We start from the raw sequence: 18,419 nt of genomic DNA, 5'->3' as shown, positions 1-18,419 counted from the left end.
TCTCTCCGCTGTCAGGCAGCTTCGACTGGGGAAACGGCGGCGGCGCCGGCCAGGATGGCCTGCTCCACCGGAAACAACGCGCGAATCCGCTTGAGCGCCTCGAAATAGCGGGTCGCCCCAACCAGTTCGTGGATCGCGCCGAGCCCATCGAGCATCTCGCGGTTCTCGCAAACGGCACACAGGGCCGCGTGATGCTGGGCGTAGAGCGCCGCAGCGTCGCGAACGTCGGTCGGGTTCATCAGCATGAGCTGGACGATGAAATAGAGCTGCCGCAGCGCCGTGGTGGCGTCGGACGCCTGCATGACCTGCCCTTCGAGCAGGAACATCACGTCGTTGACGAGCTCGACGGAGACCTTGCGGTCGACGCGGAGCACCGCGCCGTTGATGTAGACCCGTTCGCCCGCGCGCAAGGAGATCTTCATTAAAGCGCGTCTCGGATCAGGCGGTTGATTTCGATGAGCTGCACCACGTCGCTGGACCGCTGCTCGCGGAGACGATCGGCTTCCTTGACCACCCACAGGCCGATCGAGATGATGTCGGCACGCAGCTTGTCCGGCAGGCCGTTGTCCGGGTGCGCGAGATCCTCGATGAAGATCGTCCACAGCCGCCGCACATAGAGCAGGCTCTCGACCTGATCCTCGGGGCTGAAACGTCCCTTCTGGATCCGCTCGAGCCGGTCGATGCCAAGGCTGAGTGCCTGCCGCTCACGGCTGCGCGCCTCATAGCCACTATCGTCAACGACCGCTTCATAGGCTTCAAACGTCATCAGGACCACTCTTCGCAGAAAACCGAACAACTGGACAAAGGTTACGAGCCTGACAGCGCAGCCTTGGCTCAGAGATAATTGATGAGGCTGATCTTCTGGAGCTGCGAGGTGAGCGCCAGCGCGGTCTGGATCTGTGTCTGCAGCGTATTGACGCGGACCGAGGCTTCGGTCGGGTCGACCGCTTCCATTCCGACGATCTGATTGTTCAGAATGTCCTGCTGCGTCTTGAGCTTGGCGGTTGCGGTGGTGACCCGTTGCTGAACCGTGCCGACGCTGCCGCCGAGCGCAGCGAGATCGTTGATGGCGTTGCCGACCAGCCCGATGGCCTTGTCCACGACGACCTGGAACGTCTCCTGGCTCAGCTTCACGTTCCCGAGATCGGCCATCATGGTGTAGGCCTCGGCGAGCCTGCGGAAGCCGATCTCGTTGGCGCTCACTGACGTGTCCGCGATCTCGGTGGTGGAGATTCGGCTTTGCATGGTCTGGTCCGTCGCCGAGGACCAGTTGGTGTTCCAGGCCGGGCTCGCGAACCCGGCATCGAAGGTGGTGTCCAGGAAGGTCTGCATCTGGGCCGGCGTAATGGTGGCCACGGCGGGCGAGGATTGCGGGAAGCCGAAGGCCGCGAGAAAATCGGCATCGACCTGGTTCTTGCTGGCCGAGCCCGCGGCGTACGGCGTGATGGGCGCGTTCTGCGTGTTGATGCCCGAGAACAGCGACGAGCCGTTATAGGAGACATTCAACGCGCCGATCAGGTCCTGGAGATTGGAGGATGCAGGCGGCAGGATGACGCGCCCGCCGCCGTCGGTGCTGCGGGCCGCGATCAGATCCTTGAGGAAGTCGGTCGCGGTCTTGTTGAGCTGGGTGATCCTGTTCTGCGTCACGTCCAGGCGTCCCGAGACGAGACCGTTGGTGTCGACGAGCTGGTCGGCAAAGCTCCAGTCCGCCCGCAGCGTGAGGTCGCTTCCCGTCGTCGCACCGAGTTCCAGACCAACGTCGTAGAAGCGGCCGGTGGTCGCTTCGGTCGAGGCCTTGCTCAGCGCCGCCTGGTTGTTCGTTATCGAATACCTCAACGACGAGGACAGCATCAGGGTGGAAACGTAATTCGCGCTCATCATGGCTCAGTTCCCCACGGCGGCCAGCAGGCTCTGCAGCATTTCATCGACGGTCGAGATGATCTTCGACGAGGCCGAATAGGTTCGCTCGACCTGGAGCATCAAGGCCATTTCGTCGTCCATGTTGACGCCGTTGACGTTTGACAACGCCGTGATGCTGCGGTTGAGCAATGTGCTCTGGTACTCGGAGTTGGCGTCGGCGGTCTTGCGCTGGTTTTCGATCCAGCTCGCCGATGATGATGCGAAGTCGATCAGGCTGCCGCTCGGCTTGCCTTGCGTCGTTGCATCGAACGGCTGCGCGGCATCCATGCCGCCGATGAGCTGCTGCAGTCGGGCCGAATAGCCGCCGTTGCCGGCGGTGTTGTATTGGTAGGCGGGGTTGCCGCTGATCGCGCCGTCGCGTAGCAAATTCGGGTTGCCGCCCAGGCTCGGATCGACCGAGGCCGCGACCGAGATCGTGCCGGCGAGGCCCACCGAGACGGTCGCGCTCGCCGGCATCGCCGGCGCGCCCGGATAGGTGAAGAGACCGGGAACGTCGGGCAGCGCCGCGGCGGTCTGATCGCTTTCCCTGAACGTATTGATCAGGCCGCGCGCGATTTCGTCGAGCTGGCCCTGATAGGTGACGGTGTCCTGGTCGCGCAGCTGGGCGAGGCCTGCGAGCTTGCCCGACTTCAGCGGCATCACCGAATTGGCGCCGGTCACCGGGACCCCGTCGATGTAGACGGCGTTGCCCGTGGTGCCGGCGGTGTAGGCATTCGTCGGCGCAAAGCTCACCGTCCGCGCCGTCTTGTCGAACAGCACCACGCCGCTGTCGGCGTAGAGCGCCGCGTCGCCGTTGGGGCGGATCGACATGTTGACGCCGACCTCCTGCGACAGCTGCGAGACGATGCTGTCGCGCTGATCGAGATAGTCGGTGATGTCGTCGCCGGAGATCGTGCCTTTCACGATCGCGGTGTTCACGGTCTCGAACCGGGAGAGCAACTGGTTGATATTCTGAACCGACGTCTTCATGTCGGCATCGGCGCTTTCGCGGACCGACTGCACGGTCCGGGTCGCCTGGTTGAGCGCGGTCGCCATGTCCTTGGCGGACGCGACGGCCGCCTGCGCCAGGGTGGCGTTGTCAGGGGCGTTGGCATATTTCTGCAACGCCTGCTTCAGCGCGTTGAGCTGCGCCGTCGGCGACTGGTCGAGCTCCGGATCGTCCACCGTCGCGGTGGCGATCTTCTGCAGGCCGTCATAGATCGCGGTCTGCTTGGCGGACGACGAGGTCGCGATCAGGACGTTGTTGTAGAGGCCCGAGCTGGCGGCGCGCTGGATCGCCGCGACATAGACGCCGGCGCCGGGCAGATTGTCCAGCACGGTGAGCTTGCGCGAATAGCCGGTGGCGCTGGCACCGGCGATGTTGCGCGAGATGACCGACGACTGAACGCTCGACGCCATGAGCGAGGAGCGAGCCGAGTTGAGAGCGGCGGTAAGCGACATGGCGTGCTCTTGCCCGAAACGAGCGCCGAGGAATTCAGCGCTTCAAGTTGACGACGACATCCAGCAGATCCGAGCCGGTCTGGAACGATTTCGAGTTCGCCGTGAAGCCGCGCTGGGCCTCGATCATGCCGGTGAGTTCGTCCGCAAGGTCGACGTTGGAGTCCTCCAGGGCACTGGACTGGATCGTGCCGAGCCCACCCGTGCCGGCATTTCCGACCTGCGCGTTGCCGGAATTCATGTTGGTCGAATAGACGTTGCCGGGCTCGGGCGTCAGATTGTCGGGGCTCGCGACGTCGGCGAGCATGATGGTGTAGAGCGTCAGCTGCTGCCCGTTCTTGAGGATCGCCGTCACATGGCCGGCATCGTCGATATCGACCTTGTCGATCGCCGAGGGAACGCTGCCATTGACAGTGGCCTTGAAGCTGAAGTCGGTGCCGACCTGGGTCAAGTTCGACAGGTCAAAGGTCATCGCCGCACCTCCGGGAACGGTGAAGGCGAGACCGGTCGGGCTCGCCGCGGCGAGCGCGCCCCTGCCGGCCGCCGTGGTGTCGAAGGTGAAAGTGGTGGCGGCGCCGAGCGAGGTGCCCGTCGCGGAGTCGTAGACCCCGATCTGCCAGGTATCCGAGCCGGCAGCCGTCGCCGTGTGGGACATATAGACGTCGAGCGTAACGGCCTGGCCGATATTGTTGTAGGCCACGATCGAACTCTTCGATGAATATGACGCCGGGCCGGGCGGGCCAGCAATGACAGCCGCTTTCGGATCCAAATTGCCGGTCGTGAGCGTCCCCGCCGTTGACGGCACCGGCACCTGCGAGACCTGGGCGATGTTGACGATCTGCATCCCGGACAGGCTGTTCTGCGAGAAGTTGGTCACGTTCCCGGGCTGGCCGAGAAGATAAAAGCCGGCCCCGTTGACCAGATTGCCCTGGCTGTCGGGCACGAACGAGCCGGCCCGCGTCAGATATTGCTGCGTGTTGTTGGCGTTCGACACCACGAAGAAGCCATTGCCCTGGACGCGGAGGTCCGTGGTCGACGTGGTATACTGCGTATTGCCCCCGTCGCTGATGGCATAGCGGACCTTGGTTTCGACAGCGCCGGAATCGTAATTGCCGGAGCCGCTCTTCAGGATCAGCGAGGAGAACTCCGTCGAAGCCCGCTTGTAGCCCGTCGTGTTGACGTTGGCGATGTTGTCCGAGACCGTCGACAGCTTGTTGGACTGCGCGTTCATCCCGGAAACGCCGGTGCGCATAACACCATACAGGCTCATGAATTGGGCTCCTTTGGTAGGTTGCAGCTACAATGGGGGTTCTTGCTTGCGCGGGGCTGATGATTGGGCGCGATGCACAACTTGTCGTGGTCCGGTCAGCTCTGCTTCAGCTCGTCTTGGGCTGGCAGAACGAGCGCGCCTTGTCCGTCCACGCGCCGAAACCGCTCGAGACGAGATGCGCAAGGATGTGACAGACATAGCGCTTCTGCGCCGGCTGATTGTTGGGACCCGCGTTGTAGCGCGCGACCGCCATGGTCCAGCTGCCTTCGCGCTGCTTCAACTCCTTGAGGAAGCGCGCGGCGTACTCGACGTTCCCCGCGGGATCGAACATCGCCCGGACCGAAGCGAACTTTTCGGCGTGATAATAATGGTTGATCTGCATGCAGCCGAGATCGATCAGCTTGATGCCTTTGCTGCGCATGGCCTCGAAATTCGCGATTGCATCGTTGATGTCCTTCGCGAACACGGTCTGGCCGTCGGCCCCGAGCGCGTAAGGATGGAGCGCGCCGCGCCGGCCGGTCTCGGTGAGGCCGACCGCATAGAGAATGCCGAGCGGAATCCCATGCTGCCGGGCCGCGCGCGCCATCTCGCGCTCGCAGGGGCGCGCAGTCTCGGCGGCGGCTTCCGAAGCGCTCGCGTTACAGATAAACAGGGCCGCGACGGTGATGCGGCGCCACGTCCTGCTCATGACGCGTCTCCTGGTTGAACTGGCGCCCCTCGCGGGCCTGCTTTGCGCCGCCGTCGGATTGCCCCGACGACGTGCCGGCACCGCCGAACGCGCCTTGCGACTGCGGCGAGGATTGTTGCTGGCCCGAGAGCTGGGGCTGGGACTGGCCGGAGCCGCTCTGGAATCCGTCCAGCGAGCCGTGCTGGACCGGCGCGACGTCGGCGACGTAGCCGGCCGACTGCATGAGCTCGCGGATCTGGTCGCGCTGCTGGTCGAGCATCTGGCTCGTGTCCTTGCGCTCGGCCGCGAGCTGGACGGACACTTCGGTGCCGACGAGACGCAGGCGCACCGTGACGTTGCCGAGCGCGGGCGGTTCGAGATTGACCGTCAGGATTCTGAGCGGCTGATCCGGTGCGTTGGTCTGGGATGCGGCGAGATCGGGTGCCGCGGACGCAGCCGGTGCCGAGGACTCCTTCAGCTCGGCGACGACTGCATTGGCAACCTGCTGCGGGGCGTTGAACTGCGCCGGTGGCAGATGGGTTTCCTGCTGGACCACGGTGACCTTGGTTGTCTCGGGTAGCGCGGCGCGCGCCGAAGCCTTGGCAGCGCGCTCGACATCGGCCGTAACCGCCTCGAAGCCGGGTGATGCCGGCCTTGCGCTCGAGGCTTCCGCACCTTGCGTCAGCGCAGATTGCGACGCCGCCATCGCTTGCGAAGCCGCCGCCTGCGAGCGCGCGCCGGCCGGGGCAGGACTGGATGGACCGGCATCGCCGGTCGCCGCCTTCACCGCGCCCGGTGCCTCGTGCTTCGCCGAGGGCGACCGCTCGTCACGCGCGGGCGCGTCCTTGTCTGCGGAGGGCACTTGCATCTGCGGTTTCACGGCAGACACAGCAGCTATCTCCTGCCCGACCATCACAGCGATGCCGGATTGATCCTGGCGATCTGTCCCGGTGAGATGATCGACCGGACGTGGTTGCTCCGCCAGCTTGTCGGACTTGGTGTCGGAGGTCTCGTCCATGGACTTTGGATCAGCAATGGTCGCGACGCGTTCGCGCAGCGCCGCCTCCTTCGGCTGCTCCTGCTCGGCCGGATGGATCGAACGCGTGCGCAGCGTTCCGGTCTTCGCGGCCGCCTCGCTGCCGTCTTCGCTCAGCGCCTGCTTGGCGAGATTCGAGACGGTGTGGAGCAGATCGTTGAAGGACGAGTTCGCCTGTGGTTTGGTCGCGGCACCCTTTGCCGCGCGCGACCCGCGCATGTTGAGACTCTCGGCGAGACCGTTGAAGAGCTGTCCGGAGGTTCCGCTGAGCTTGGTCATGGCCGGCGATCCTTGGTCAGGAGTTCGAGCTCCCCGAGCTGCTTCTGCGCGCGTGCGAGCGTCGCGGTCGATGACGCCAGATCGAGTCGCGCCGGCGTTGCCGGGGGCTTATCCGCCGCCGCGGCGGATCCGCCCGCGAACGGCTTGCGGACGTCGAGCGCGAGCTGCACCGTGGCATTGAGAAGGGGGACGTCGCGTTCGGGCAGCTTCGACCGGTCGAGCGCCTTCAGTTCGGCGAGACCGCCGTCATATTCGTCGGTGAGCACGCGCGAGGCGCCGCGGAGGAAATGGGCGCGCTCGCGTTCCGCCGATGTATCCGCGCTGAGGGTCAATGCCCGCTCGCCGGCCAGCCGGGTCACGGTCAGCCGTCCGCGCACCATCGCGGCGCGCGCCATCATGAGATAGAGCTTGAGGCGGCTGGCGCGATCGATCTGCTCGAGCAAGGCTGAGATCCGCGCAAAGCGGCGCTCGTCGAGTGCCAGGCTCGATTGCGTCAGCCCCGCGGAGAAGCGCTGCCAGAAATCGCCCGCATAGATCGAGTTGCGGTAATGGCGGATATAGGCCAGCGTCAGGAACTCGAACTTCTCGAAATCCTCCGCCTGCCCCACCAGCAGGATCTCGCGCCGCAGGGCCGCCTCCTCGACCAGCGTGCCGGGCAACAGCAGGCGCGCATCGTCCAGGCGCTCGATCGCGAGCGAGGCCTCGGCGCGCGCGAACAGCGCGCCCTGAACCAGCGCGACCTGTCCGCCCAGTCCCGAAGGAATCGTCCGCGGCTTGATCTCCTTGAGCAGCTCCCGTGCTTCCTCTTGGCGACCCTCGACATAGGCGAGCGCACCGTTGAACAGCCGCTCGTCGACGTTCAACTTGTCGCGCGGCAGTTTGCGGACGATTTGCGGCGCACCGCCGCTGAGCAGGTAGATAACGACCGCCTGGCCGTTCCGCGGATTGCTCCACACCGCGGGATCGGCCGCGAGAAACTTCTCGCCGATTTGCCGGATCAGCGCGATATGACTGCCATGTGCGGCGGTGTCGCCATTGGCGATGCCGTCCTGCACCGCTTGCAGCGCGCGGACGAGCTCATAGGGTTCGCTGCCCTGGGGTGCAGGCTGGGCAAGCGCATTTGCCGCGATGAACGGCAGCAGCAAGACGGCGCGGCGCAGCAGCCTGATCAAGGTCGCTTCTCCCGGATCAGGATTTCGATCCGGCGGTTCTGGGCGGCCGCCGGATCGTTCGGGAGCTTCGGCCGCCGATCGGCGTAACCTTCGATATGCTCGATCCGCCGCGCATCGACGCCGGAACGGACCAACATGTAATAGGCCATCTGCGCACGCGCGGTCGACAGCCTCCAATTGTCGTAGGTTTCCGATCGATACGGCCGATTGTCGGTATGCCCGCGGACGATGATCATGCCCTGGCGCTTCATCAGCAGCGGCCCGATCTTGTCGATCACGCGGATCAGCTCGGGCCGCGGCTCCGCCGAGCCGACCGCGAACATGCCGAAGCTCGCATCGTCGGTGAGGCTGACCAGGAGCCCTTCCTCGACCTGACGCACCTCGGCCGCCGGCCCCGCCCCTGCTTTGATGTCCGACAGCGCCTCCGCGACCGCGGACTGAAGCTGCTTGAGGGTGGGCTGCTGTGTTTGCGCCGCGTCGCGCGCCTCCGGCTCCTTCGCCGCATCGTTGGGACGAGCCTGCGGGGCGGTGCTCACCTGGACGCCAGCTTGGGCGCTGCCCTCGCGCGGCGACTGCGTCGGTGCGGCGCCCGGCGGCATCAGCGGCGACAGGCTTGCGGACGAGCTCTCCGGGCCCGGAGCCACGTTGCCGCCGGCATCATCCGTCCTGCTCCGGCGCGCCTGCACCTCGCCCGGATTTGCTCCGGCTGCGCCGTCTCGCGCGGAGGCATTCGGCTTCGGCTCGCTCTCGATGAAGCGATCGGCGTCCTTGGACGCCTGTGGCGCCAGCTTCCAATAGCCCGGATCGAATGGATCGCGATAGGCATCGCCCCCCTTGAGGCCGTCCTCTTCAGCGGAGGTCAGAGCGCCGGCGCGCCGCTGGCCCGTCGACTGGTTCGCGCTGTTGGCGATCTCGGCGAGCGTCGCATAGGGGTCACGGAACAGGACCTTCTCCTCGAAAGAGGCCGGCTTCTCAGCCGTCGGAGAATCGCCGCGCCTTTCCTCGTTCGTACCGGCCGGCTGACGCTTGCCGTCCTGGCCTTCGAACGACGACGGCTCCTTGTTGGAGAGATCCTTGAGGCCCTTTGGGGCAGGTGAGTTCTCAGCGAGCTTGATCGGATTGAAATAGCTCGCGACGACCTGCTTCTGGTCCTGGTTGAGCGCGTTGAGCAGCCACATGACCAGGAAGAACGCCATCATCGCGGTCATGAAGTCCGCATAGGCGATCTTCCAGACGCCGCCGTGATGCGCCTCCTCGGCGAAGGCGCTGCGGCGGCGGACGATCACGATCTCATGCTTGACCTCCTCCATGGCGGACTACCGGCGCGCTTCCTTGAGGCGTTCACTCCAGGCGGAGATCTGCGTCTCGATCACGGTCAGGTCGGCCACGACGCGCACCTCGAGCGTCTCGGCGGCCACGTATGCGATGCCCGTTCGCCTGGACGCCTCGAGCTGCGTCTTCACGAGGTCCAGCAGCTCACTCGGGCCGGTGACCTTGAAGGCGGGCGCCGACGAGCTGCCGGTCAGCGCCGCGATCTGCTCGACCAGCGATCCGATCGCCTTGTCGCGCACCGCATCGGCGAGGAACGGCAGCAGGATCCGCGCCACGGAGCTTGCGATGTTGGTCTCGATCTCGCGGCAGGCCGCCTCGAAGCCGCTGACGATCGCGACCGCCTGCTGGTCGGACCATTTGGCCCGCTCTTCGCCGAGCCGGATCGCACTGCGGACGCGCTCCTCGGCCAATTTGGCGTCGCCTTCCGCGACGCCCGCGGCATGGCCGCGCCGATAGGCATCGTCCAGGAGATTGACCGGCGGCGCTTCCGTCGCGGGCGCAGGGGACTGAGCCTGAAGCTGCGTGTGGGCCTGCGGCTGCGATTGAGGCTGCGGATCGCGCCTCGCCTCCTTTGGCCTGGTCAGCACGTCCTGGATTTTTGGAGGCGGGGGCGGCGGCGACGACTTGACCCGGCCGTTCGCATCGAACTGCGTCAGGAGTTTTCCGATTGCCGCGTTCATGCCGCCTCCTCGCGTCGCATCCAGTCTTTAAGGATCGCCGCCGCCTGCGTCTGATCGAGCCGGACGATCTGCTCGAGCCGCTTCTGCGGCGTTCGCTGCATCTTGCCTTCGAGGTCTTCGACGAGGTTGAGCTCGGCCTCCTCGCCGTCGGGCAGCGCAAGGGCCGCCGAGGCCTCGAGCTGGGCGGCCTCGGCCGCCTCGGCCTGCTCCTGCTCCGCGCGATGGGTCAGGATGCCGTTGACCGCCGGCCGCAGCCCGAACCAGACCAGCATCGAAGCCACGGCCAGGATCGTGATCGCGTTGATGACGCTGCCGAGCTGCTTGTTGATCATCTCGACGAAGCTGATCGGCGGCACCGGCGCCAGCTCACGCGAGCCCTCGATGAAATCGACGGCCGTCACCTGGATCTGATCGCCGCGCGCCTTGTCCAATCCGCCCGCGGTCGCCGCGAGCTGGCTGATCTCGGCGAGCTTGCTGTCGATGATGGCCTGGTTGCTCTTGTCGCCGAGATCGGCGACCAGCCGAGCGCGATTCACCAGGACGGCGATGAACAGCTTCTTGACGGAATAGCCGTCGCTGACCGTCGTTGTGGTCTTGGAGGAGACCTCGAAATTGGTGACGTCCTCGCGGCGGGTCTTGTCCTCGCTGGAGTTCTTGCCGCCGCCCGCATTCACCTGCTGGTCGGGGAGATTCTGCTGCACCGTGGTCGGCGACGAGCGGTCGGCGTTCTGCGAGGATTCCTTCTCGCGTACGGCCCGCACCGAGCGCTCGGCGCGGTTCTCGGGATCGTAGACCGTCTCGTTGATCTGCCGCTTGTCGGTGGACAGCTGCGGAGCGACGCTCACCTCGAAATTGTCGAGGCCCAGATACGGCGTCAGCGCCTTGCGAATGCTCTCCTGCACCATGCCGCTGACCGTCTTCTGCAGGCTCGCCATCTTGGTTGGCGCGGCGCTGGCCTCGTCCTCTTCGGCGAGCAGCATCGAGCCGTCGGCATCGAGCACCGTCACCTTGTCGCGGCTCATGCCGGGAATGGCGGCGGCGACGAGATGCCGGATCGACTGTGCCGTGCGCGCCTCGATCGCGCCGTCGGTGCGCAGCACGACCGATGCCGAAGGCGGCTGCTGCGTGGCGCGGAACGAGCCGCGCACCGGCAGCACGATATGCACGCGCGCCGCCTTCACGCCCTTCATCAGCTGGACGGTGCGGGCGATCTCGCCTTCGAGCGCGCGCAGCTTGGTGACCTCCTGCATGAACGAGGTCAGCCCGAGCGAGCCGATCTTGTCGAACAGCTCGTAACCGGAATTGGCGCTGGTCGGCAGCCCCTTCTCGGCGAGCAGCATCCGCGCCTGCATGGTCTGGCTTGGACGCACCGAGACCGCATCGCCGGCGGAATTGACGTCGAAGGTGATGTTCTGCTCGCGCAGTGCCGCGCCGATGCGCGTCACGTCTTCGCGGGTGAGGCCGGTGTAGAGCGTTTCGAACTCGGGGCGGCTGAGATAATAGGCGCCGCCGACGACGGTGACGAGAACCGCAAAACCGATCAGTCCCAAGGCCATCAGGCGTCGCGGCCCAAGCTCCAGCAGATTGTTGAGCAGTTGCTGTACCTGCGCACGACTGAGCATATGACCTCGTACCAATGCGAATGGTGACGACACTCAGCTGCCAACCTTGTCTGAAGGTTGCGCGAGGCGCGAATGTTCGGGTTCGCTGGCGAGGCGTTGCAAATATGCAAGACGGGGCGACGCAATCGGTTTGGCAGGCGCGAGCAAGCGCTCGCGCGCAGGGCAGCCCGACCGGCTGCGGCATGTCGCAAGACGTATGACGAAGGTTCGATTGCCGGCATATCGCGTGTCGGCGCCCACCATCACGGCGGGGACCGTGCTCCCTGAGGGAGCACGGTCGTTTTCGAAAGCGCCGCTTAGCCGCGGAACAGCGACAGGATGCTCTGGCTGTTCTGGTTGGCGATCGAGAGCGCCTGAACGCCGAGCTGCTGCTGGGTCTGCAGAGCCTGCAGGCGGGTCGATTCCGCATTCATGTCGGCGTCGACGAGCTGGCCGACGCCGCGATCCACGGAGTCCATCAGGGTCTTGACGAATTCCGTGTTGGTCGAGATGCGGTTCTTGACCGCGCCGAGATCGGCAGCGGCCGAGGCCACCGAGTTGATCGCCGCCGTGACCTGCGCGATGTAGCCATCGAGCGTGGTCTGATCGGCCGCCGAGTCGGTCAGCGCGGCGATGTTGATCGTGTCGACCGAGGCGCTGCCGGCCACGGTGTCCAGAATGCCGGTCTGCGTGGTCGAGTAGAGCGTGTAATTGGCGGTCGTCACCGTGATCGAGCCGATGGTGGGCGTGCCGCCGACACGCGAGTAGGACGAGACGAGGTTGAAGCTCGTCGGGGTGGTGCCCGTCGTGGTGCTCAGCCAGTTGATGCCGTTGAAGGTGGCCGAATTGGCCTTCAGCTTCATGTCCTGCTGGATCTGGGTGATGTCGGCCTGGATCTTGGTGCGGTCGATACCGGCGGTCTTGGCTTCGACCAGCAGCGCCTGGAGCTTGGTCAGACCCGAGTCCTTGTCGCCGATCACCGAGGTCAGAGCGGTGTATTCGGTGTCGACGGTCGCAGCCGACAGGCCGAGCGAGTCGGAGACCGCGGACAGCGCGGCGTTGTCGGAGCGCATCGAGGTCGCAATCGACCAATAGGCAGCGTTGTCCGAGGCGGTGGACACGCGCTGCCCGGTGGAAATCCGGTTCTGCGTGGCGGCGAGTTGCGTGCTGACAGACCGCAGGGTCTGCAGCGCGGTCATGGCGGAGGAGTTGGTGAGAAGACTAGAACCCATTTTGATGTCCCTTTGAAGATTGACTTGAGTTGGGGACATACCGGGCTTGCACCGGTACGACAGGGCGGCGTCATGCCTTTGGGCGTGCCGCAAACGCGGGTTCAAGGCCCAATCTGTCGTAGCGGCGAGGTTAGCGAGCGAAGCTTGTGCGGGGCTTGTGGCCCTGTGTTCCGGCCGCAACAGTCGGCCGGACTTGGGCGCGTGGCCATGCCCAAACGAAAGGGCCGCGCTTCGCGAGAAGCGCGGCCCTCCCCAGATGACTTCCGCCTTAGCGGAACAGCGACAGGATGCTCTGGCTGCTGTTGTTGGCGATCGAGAGCGCCTGCACGCCGAGCTGCTGCTGGACCTGAAGGGCGGCCAGGCGGGTGGATTCCGCGTTCATGTCGGCGTCGACGAGCTGACCGACACCGCGGTCAACCGAGTCCATCAGCGACTTCACGAAGTTCGTGTTGGTCGAGATACGGTTCTTGACGGCACCGAGATTGGCGGCGGCCGAGGCCACCGAGTTGATCGCAGTCGTGACCTGCGCGATGTAGGCATCGAGCGTGGTCTGGTCGGCGGCCGAGTCGGTCAGCGCGGCGATGTTGATCGTGTCGACCGACGCACTGCCGGCCACGGTGTCCAGAATGCCGGTCTGCGTGGTCGAGTAGAGCGTGTAGTTGGCCGTCGTCACCGTGATCGAGCCGATGGTGGGTGTGCCGCCGACGCGCGAGTAGGACGACACCAGGCTGAAGCTCGTCGGGGTCGTACCCGTCGTGGTGCTCAGCCAGTTGATGCCGTTGAAGGTCGCCGAGTTGGCCTTCAGCTTCATGTCCTGCTGGATCTGGGTGATGTCCGCCTGGATTTTGGTGCGGTCGATACCTGCAGTCTTGGACTGGACCAGCAGCGCCTGGAGCTTGGTCAGACCCGAGTCCTTGTCGCCGATCACCGAGGTCAGAGCGGTATATTCGGTGTCGACGGTCGCGGCCGACAGGCCGAGCGAGTCGGACACCGCCGAGAGCGCGGCGTTGTCGGAGCGCATCGAGGTGGCGATCGACCAATAAGCGGCGTTGTCCGAGGCAGTGGACACGCGCTGGCCGGTGGAGATCCGGTTCTGCGTGGTGGAGAGTTGCGAACCCACAGACCGCAGGGTCTGGAGTGCGGTCATGGCAGTCGAGTTCGTAAGCAGGCTTGACATTGCGAATGTCCCTTTATGTACGCGTTTACATTTTCACGAGGGGACATACCGGGCTTTCACCGGTACGGAAGGGCGGCATCATGCCTTTGGACCGATCTGTGTGGGTCCAACCCGCCGTACCGTGTTGCTAGCACGCCGAATCTTGCTTCCGCATTAAGACGAGCTTGAATTCCGCAGCAAAATCATATGGTTAAAATTACGCGCCGCTAACCATATCCAGCGCGTTTCGTTTAACCATAATCGGCCGGCGGGCGCTCGCGGCGCTCACGAGAACGAGCGGACCAGCCCGGAGGCCAGCAGATTCCAGCCGTCGATCAGCACGAAGAACAGCATCTTGAACGGCAGCGCGAGGATCGTCGGCGGCATCATCATCATGCCCATCGACATGGTCAGCGTCGCCACGATCATGTCGATCACCAGGAACGGCAGGATGATGAGGAATCCGATCTCGAACGAGCGCCGGAGCTCGGAAATCATGAAGGCCGGAATGATGACGCGCAGATCGACCCGCTTGTCGTCGAACTTCCTGCGGAAGCTTTCGGCGGCGAGCGCTTCGAAGGTCTGGAGATCCTTGTCGCGGACATGGGCCAGCATGAACTCGCGGAACGGGTCCGTGATCTTCAGATAGGCTTCCTCTTCCGATATCTCGTTCTTCATCAGCGGCTGGACGCCGCTCTCCCAGGCCCGGTCGAAGGTCGGCGCCATGACATAGAAGGTCATGAACAGCGCGAGGCTGATCAGCACCAGGTTGGCGGGCGTGGTCTGGAGGCCGAGACCGGCGCGCAGGAACGACAACGCCACCGCAAATCGCGTGAAGCTCGTCACCATGATCAGCAACCCCGGCGCCACCGACAGCACCGTGATCAGCGCCATCAGTTGGATGATCCGGCCGCTTGTCGAGCCGTTTCCGGGCGGCAGCAGCGAATTCAGGTCGGGAATCTGGGCCAGCGCCGCTTCGGGCAGCACGACCAGAACCAGCGCGAGCAGCAGGACTTTCACCCTCACTGGATCACCAGCGTTTCGATGATCAATTCGCGGACCTTGCCTGACGAGCGGATACTGGCGCGCTCGGTCAGGTCGTCGCGCAGATGCTGGAGCCCGCGCGATCCCTCGAACTGCGCCACCGTAGCCGACCGCAGATAGGTCACGATGTCCTCGCTGATATGGGCGGCCAGAATGCCGGCATCCTCGTCGCTCATGCTGTCGGTCACCATCGAGGCTTCTATGCGCGCCCAATTGTTGGCTGGCGCCGCGAGATTGGTCACGATCGGAGACAATTTCCTGAGCCGCGCGCTGCCGGCGTAGCTCGACGCGATCGGCGGCGATGTGGCGTTCTTCTTGGCGTCGGCAACGCGTTCGGCGGTCGCGATCAGATGCAAACCGGCAATCGCGCCCGCGCCGATCGCGATCAGGGTCAGCACGACGATGGCGGCGATCAGGCGCATGGCGTCGCCCGCCATCGCGGCGCGATCAGGCCGGCTCGGGCGTCAGAATGGTGCCACGGCGTCATAGATCCGGTGTCCCCATCCAGGCTGCTGCACGTCCGACAGATTTCCGCGCCCGCCATAGGACACGCGCGCCTCGGCGATCTTGTCGTAGGAGATGGTGTTGGCTCGCGAGATATCGCGCGGACGCACGATGCCGCCGACCTTGAGCACGCGCATCTCCGTGTTGACGCGAAATTCCTGCGAGCCGCTGATCATCATATTGCCGTTCGGCAGCACGTCGGTGACGACGGCCGCGATCGAGAGCCTGATGTCCTCGGTGCGGTCGATCTGGCCGTTGCCCTTGATCTGGGTATTGGTGCTGAGATTGGCGTTGGCCGAACCCGTGTCGCTCCATCCAGCGATGTCCATCAGCCAGTCGAGCCCGAACTTGACCTGCGAATCGCGCGAACGGCCAGTCTTGTTGTCGAGCTTGGCCTTGTCCTGCATCGAGATGATCACCGTCACGACGTCGCCGGTGCGGCGGGCGCGCGGATCGCGGTAGAGATCGGTGCCGTCGTCCCAGGTCGAGCGATAGCTGACGGGCGTGCGCATGCGCGGCGTCACCGGGATCGGATCGGCCTGCATCCGCAGGCCGCTGCCGACGGGCGACATCTGCGGACCGGTCAGGACTTCGGCCGGATGGTAGCACCCGGCCAGGAGCACCGACGCCGCGAGCAAGGAAAGGATCGGCCTGTTCATCTATTTGCTCTTTCCGTCGTCCACGCGACGCATGCCGCCGAGCAGGTCTGCGAGGTGCGCCGCGCGTGCCGTGTCCATCTCGTTGAAGATCGCGCTCGAACTGCGCGGGCTGAGCTTGGCGAGCACGGCGGCAGCGGTCTCGTCGGCCATGCCGGCGATCTGCGTCGCCGCAGCTTCGGGCTTCATGCGCGAATAGATCTCGACGACGCTCGCTTCGGCCTTCTTCAGGAAGTCGTCGCGCAGCGCCATCCACTTCTCGTATTCGGCGCGCTTGGCCTCGACCTCGGCGATGCGCTCGCGCAGCAGGCTCTCCGCCTTCTCGAGCTCCTTGAGCTGCCAGGCCAGCCTGGCATCGACGGCGGGATCGGCGACGTTGCTGCAGAACAGCGCGATTTCGTTGTCAGGGGGCGGCGCAGCCTGCGGCGGTGCAGGCTTCGGCGGCGCCGTGACGCTGCCAGGCTTGGCCGGACGGGCAGGCGCCGGTGTCTCCGGCACCGCACCGGTGACCGCGGGGCCCGAATCTTCGGCCGCCCATGCCGTGGCCCGGACCGACGCATTGTCGACAGGTGTCGCGGTGGCCGACGGCTGCGGCTTCTGCGGTCCGCCCGCGCGGGCGCGGGCGAAGGAGAGCAGGTTGAGCGGTTTCGACGGCTTGGCCTCGTCCAAGGCGAGCGCGGGCGAGGCGCTCGCGAGCATTGCTGCCGCGGCCAGCAGGAGGAGTTTGCCTTTGTGATCCAGCTTCAGCATCGGGCCGCGTGCGATTCTCGCTTCAGACCTGAGCATTGAGCGACCAAGCTTGCACGACGCTTGCGCATCATTGCACGATGACGTCGGCCTGGAGCGCGCCTGCCGTCTTGATCGCCTGCAGGATCGCGATGATCCCCGATGGCTTCAGGCCAATCTGGTTCAGCCCGCGCACCAGGCGCTGGAGATCGACCCCGCTCAGGATCGCCACCTGCGATCCGGCCTCGTTGGCTTCGACCACGGTCTGCGGGACGACCACCGTCTGTCCCCGCGAGAACGGCGCCGGCTGCGACACAACCGGCATCTCCGTGACGCGAACCGTCAGATTGCCGTGGGTCACGGCGACGGTGGATATCCGCACGTCGCGCCCGATCACGACCGTGCCGGTGCGCTCGTTGATCACGACGCGCGCCGGCGTATCCGGCTCGACCACCAATTCGCCGATCTCGGCGAGGAAGCGGACAGGGCCGACATGACGCGGCTTCGACAGCACGATGGTGCGGTAGTCGCGCTCGAAGGCGATCTGCGCGCGGTAGCGACCGCCGGCGTAGCGGTTGACAGCGTCCAGGATGCGCGTTGCGGTGACGAAGTCCGGGTTCTTCAGCTGTAGCACCAGGAACTCCATCTCGTGGAGACTTCCCTGCACCTCGCGTTCGACCAGCGCACCGTTCGGGATGCGCCCGGCCGTCGGCGTGCCCTGGCTGACGTTCTGCGCCTGGCCTCCGACGCTGTAGCCGGCAACCGTGATCGCGCCCTGTGCCACCGCATAGACGGCGCCGTCCGCCGCGCGCAGCGACGTCATCACCAATGTGCCGCCGAGCAGCGACGTCGCATCGCCGAGCGAGGACACGGTGACGTCCATGCGCTCGCCGGGCCCGATCGAAGGCGGCAGGTCCGCCGTCACCATCACCGCTGCGACGTTGCGCGTGCGCAGCGTGGTCGGACGCGGGGGATTGTTGGTGCTCGTGGTCTCGTTCCTGACGTTGATGCCCATGTTCTCGAGCATCGACTGCAGGGACTGTTCGGTGAACGGAGCGTTGCGCAGCGTGTCGCCGGTACCGTTGAGGCCGATGACGAGGCCGTAGCCGACGATCTGGTTCTCGCGCAAACCCTTGATGTCCGCTATGTCCTTGATGCGGACGGCGGCCTGGGCGCCGGCGGCCGACACCAGCAGCATGAGCGCAAGCAGGAGCCTGGTCATGACCCGTCCATGACCTTGACGCTGCCGTCCGGCTGGACGACGCCCCTGATGATCACGCCGGTGTCCGTATTGCGCACGGGGATCAGCGCGCCGGCCGCACCCGACTGCATGGCCGAGCCGTAAGTGACGATGGAGAGGCCGCTGTCCTCGACCACGACCTTGACCATGGCGCCGCGCGCGACGGTCCAGGGGTCCTCCACCGCGTTCGTCGGAATGGGCTGGCCCGGTAACAGCGCGCGCCGCGCCATGCGGCCGACCAGGATCTGACGCGCCTCGATGAACATGGCGACGCCGAGCAGGCTCGGCGCGAAGGCGCGCTCGGTGATCATCTCCTCGCGGATCAGCTCGCCGGCGCGGATCGAGACGGCCGGCACGGGAAGCCGCTTCTCCTCGGCCGCGGCGACCCGCGCCGTTACGAGAACCAGCAGCACGGCGGCCAACCCGCGCACGATCAGGCCCACCCTGTTCAACATCGAGACACCGGA

The 18,419-nt window shown here is 65.5% G+C and carries 19 protein-coding genes; all 19 read right to left on the bottom strand.

Features of this window, described 5'->3' with window-relative positions; genetic code table 11:
• Positions 1–11 precede the first annotated feature (11 nt).
• The 19 genes from flbT to flgA all read right to left on the bottom strand — a co-directional run bounded on the left by flbT (position 12) and on the right by flgA (position 18,407).
• The gene (gene flbT, locus I6F37_RS12240; protein WP_036007045.1) at positions 12–422 is read right to left on the bottom strand and encodes a flagellar biosynthesis repressor FlbT; all 411 of its coding nucleotides are present in this window, start codon (positions 420–422) and stop codon (positions 12–14) included.
• Positions 422–766 carry a flagellar biosynthesis regulator FlaF gene (gene flaF, locus I6F37_RS12235; protein ID WP_036007043.1) on the bottom strand — a complete coding sequence of 115 codons (345 nt, stop codon included), beginning with the start codon at positions 764–766 and terminating at the stop codon, positions 422–424. The genes flbT and flaF overlap by 1 nt, the downstream gene beginning before the upstream one ends.
• A gap of 68 nt (positions 767–834) precedes the next feature.
• Entirely contained in the window at positions 835–1,881 is a 1,047-nt protein-coding gene (locus I6F37_RS12230) for a flagellar hook-associated family protein (protein ID WP_057030132.1), read from the bottom strand.
• A gap of 3 nt (positions 1,882–1,884) precedes the next feature.
• On the bottom strand, positions 1,885–3,360 hold the full coding sequence (gene flgK, locus I6F37_RS12225; RefSeq protein WP_057030131.1) for a flagellar hook-associated protein FlgK: 1,476 nt from the start codon (positions 3,358–3,360) through the stop codon (positions 1,885–1,887).
• Between the two features lie 34 nt (positions 3,361–3,394).
• Complete coding sequence (locus tag I6F37_RS12220; protein WP_025034317.1) at positions 3,395–4,627, bottom strand: flagellar hook protein FlgE; 1,233 nt, start codon at positions 4,625–4,627, stop codon at positions 3,395–3,397.
• 106 nt (positions 4,628–4,733) lie between these two features.
• Complete coding sequence (locus I6F37_RS12215) at positions 4,734–5,315, bottom strand: transglycosylase SLT domain-containing protein (RefSeq protein WP_225151325.1); 582 nt, start codon at positions 5,313–5,315, stop codon at positions 4,734–4,736.
• Complete coding sequence (locus I6F37_RS12210; protein WP_225151323.1) at positions 5,266–6,609, bottom strand: flagellar hook-length control protein FliK; 1,344 nt, start codon at positions 6,607–6,609, stop codon at positions 5,266–5,268. Before I6F37_RS12210 ends, I6F37_RS12215 begins: the two co-directional genes overlap by 50 nt.
• Positions 6,606–7,781: a chemotaxis protein gene (locus tag I6F37_RS12205; protein WP_036007028.1), complete on the bottom strand. Its 1,176-nt coding sequence runs from the start codon at positions 7,779–7,781 to the stop codon at positions 6,606–6,608. Before I6F37_RS12205 ends, I6F37_RS12210 begins: the two co-directional genes overlap by 4 nt.
• A complete protein-coding gene (locus I6F37_RS12200; protein WP_036007025.1) occupies positions 7,778–9,091 on the bottom strand; it encodes a MotB family protein in 1,314 nt (437 codons plus the stop codon). Before I6F37_RS12200 ends, I6F37_RS12205 begins: the two co-directional genes overlap by 4 nt.
• Positions 9,092–9,097: 6 nt before the next feature.
• On the bottom strand, positions 9,098–9,793 hold the full coding sequence (locus tag I6F37_RS12195) for a hypothetical protein (protein WP_036007023.1): 696 nt from the start codon (positions 9,791–9,793) through the stop codon (positions 9,098–9,100).
• Positions 9,790–11,415 carry a flagellar basal-body MS-ring/collar protein FliF gene (fliF, locus tag I6F37_RS12190; RefSeq protein ID WP_036007021.1) on the bottom strand — a complete coding sequence of 542 codons (1,626 nt, stop codon included), beginning with the start codon at positions 11,413–11,415 and terminating at the stop codon, positions 9,790–9,792. Before fliF ends, I6F37_RS12195 begins: the two co-directional genes overlap by 4 nt.
• Before the next feature lie 296 nt (positions 11,416–11,711).
• The gene (locus tag I6F37_RS12185; RefSeq protein WP_225151321.1) at positions 11,712–12,626 is read right to left on the bottom strand and encodes a flagellin; all 915 of its coding nucleotides are present in this window, start codon (positions 12,624–12,626) and stop codon (positions 11,712–11,714) included.
• A 268-nt stretch (positions 12,627–12,894) separates the two neighbouring features.
• Complete coding sequence (locus I6F37_RS12180; RefSeq protein WP_036007017.1) at positions 12,895–13,803, bottom strand: flagellin; 909 nt, start codon at positions 13,801–13,803, stop codon at positions 12,895–12,897.
• 264 nt (positions 13,804–14,067) lie between these two features.
• On the bottom strand, positions 14,068–14,808 hold the full coding sequence (fliP, locus tag I6F37_RS12175) for a flagellar type III secretion system pore protein FliP (RefSeq protein WP_036007014.1): 741 nt from the start codon (positions 14,806–14,808) through the stop codon (positions 14,068–14,070).
• Positions 14,805–15,248, bottom strand: a complete 444-nt coding sequence (locus I6F37_RS12170) for a flagellar basal body-associated FliL family protein (RefSeq protein ID WP_057030123.1) — start codon at positions 15,246–15,248, stop codon at positions 14,805–14,807. Before I6F37_RS12170 ends, fliP begins: the two co-directional genes overlap by 4 nt.
• Positions 15,249–15,290: 42 nt before the next feature.
• The gene (gene flgH, locus I6F37_RS12165; RefSeq protein WP_036007011.1) at positions 15,291–15,989 is read right to left on the bottom strand and encodes a flagellar basal body L-ring protein FlgH; all 699 of its coding nucleotides are present in this window, start codon (positions 15,987–15,989) and stop codon (positions 15,291–15,293) included.
• Positions 15,990–16,736, bottom strand: a complete 747-nt coding sequence (locus I6F37_RS12160; RefSeq protein ID WP_036027426.1) for a MotE family protein — start codon at positions 16,734–16,736, stop codon at positions 15,990–15,992.
• A 67-nt stretch (positions 16,737–16,803) separates the two neighbouring features.
• Positions 16,804–17,934 carry a flagellar basal body P-ring protein FlgI gene (gene flgI, locus I6F37_RS12155; protein ID WP_036007006.1) on the bottom strand — a complete coding sequence of 377 codons (1,131 nt, stop codon included), beginning with the start codon at positions 17,932–17,934 and terminating at the stop codon, positions 16,804–16,806.
• Positions 17,931–18,407, bottom strand: a complete 477-nt coding sequence (gene flgA / locus I6F37_RS12150) for a flagellar basal body P-ring formation chaperone FlgA (RefSeq protein WP_074447553.1) — start codon at positions 18,405–18,407, stop codon at positions 17,931–17,933. Before flgA ends, flgI begins: the two co-directional genes overlap by 4 nt.
• Between the last annotated feature and the right edge of the window lie 12 nt (positions 18,408–18,419).

Origin of the sequence: Bradyrhizobium sp. NBAIM08 (assembly GCF_020193935.1) — a bacterium.
Taxonomy (GTDB): Bacteria; Pseudomonadota; Alphaproteobacteria; order Rhizobiales; family Xanthobacteraceae; genus Bradyrhizobium; species Bradyrhizobium yuanmingense.
This window is presented reverse-complemented; position numbering and strand designations above follow the sequence as displayed.

Coding starts and splice junctions, on each gene's coding strand:
- flbT (WP_036007045.1), bottom strand. CDS start 422: ATGAAGATCTCCTTGCGCGCGGGCGAACGGGTCTACATCAACGGCGCG.
- flaF (WP_036007043.1), bottom strand. CDS start 766: ATGACGTTTGAAGCCTATGAAGCGGTCGTTGACGATAGTGGCTATGAG.
- I6F37_RS12230 (WP_057030132.1), bottom strand. CDS start 1,881: ATGATGAGCGCGAATTACGTTTCCACCCTGATGCTGTCCTCGTCGTTG.
- flgK (WP_057030131.1), bottom strand. CDS start 3,360: ATGTCGCTTACCGCCGCTCTCAACTCGGCTCGCTCCTCGCTCATGGCG.
- I6F37_RS12220 (WP_025034317.1), bottom strand. CDS start 4,627: ATGAGCCTGTATGGTGTTATGCGCACCGGCGTTTCCGGGATGAACGCG.
- I6F37_RS12215 (WP_225151325.1), bottom strand. CDS start 5,315: ATGAGCAGGACGTGGCGCCGCATCACCGTCGCGGCCCTGTTTATCTGT.
- I6F37_RS12210 (WP_225151323.1), bottom strand. CDS start 6,609: ATGACCAAGCTCAGCGGAACCTCCGGACAGCTCTTCAACGGTCTCGCC.
- I6F37_RS12200 (WP_036007025.1), bottom strand. CDS start 9,091: ATGGAGGAGGTCAAGCATGAGATCGTGATCGTCCGCCGCCGCAGCGCC.
- I6F37_RS12195 (WP_036007023.1), bottom strand. CDS start 9,793: ATGAACGCGGCAATCGGAAAACTCCTGACGCAGTTCGATGCGAACGGC.
- fliF (WP_036007021.1), bottom strand. CDS start 11,415: ATGCTCAGTCGTGCGCAGGTACAGCAACTGCTCAACAATCTGCTGGAG.
- I6F37_RS12185 (WP_225151321.1), bottom strand. CDS start 12,626: ATGGGTTCTAGTCTTCTCACCAACTCCTCCGCCATGACCGCGCTGCAG.
- I6F37_RS12180 (WP_036007017.1), bottom strand. CDS start 13,803: ATGTCAAGCCTGCTTACGAACTCGACTGCCATGACCGCACTCCAGACC.
- I6F37_RS12170 (WP_057030123.1), bottom strand. CDS start 15,248: ATGCGCCTGATCGCCGCCATCGTCGTGCTGACCCTGATCGCGATCGGC.
- flgH (WP_036007011.1), bottom strand. CDS start 15,989: ATGAACAGGCCGATCCTTTCCTTGCTCGCGGCGTCGGTGCTCCTGGCC.
- I6F37_RS12160 (WP_036027426.1), bottom strand. CDS start 16,736: ATGCTGAAGCTGGATCACAAAGGCAAACTCCTCCTGCTGGCCGCGGCA.
- flgI (WP_036007006.1), bottom strand. CDS start 17,934: ATGACCAGGCTCCTGCTTGCGCTCATGCTGCTGGTGTCGGCCGCCGGC.
- flgA (WP_074447553.1), bottom strand. CDS start 18,407: ATGTTGAACAGGGTGGGCCTGATCGTGCGCGGGTTGGCCGCCGTGCTG.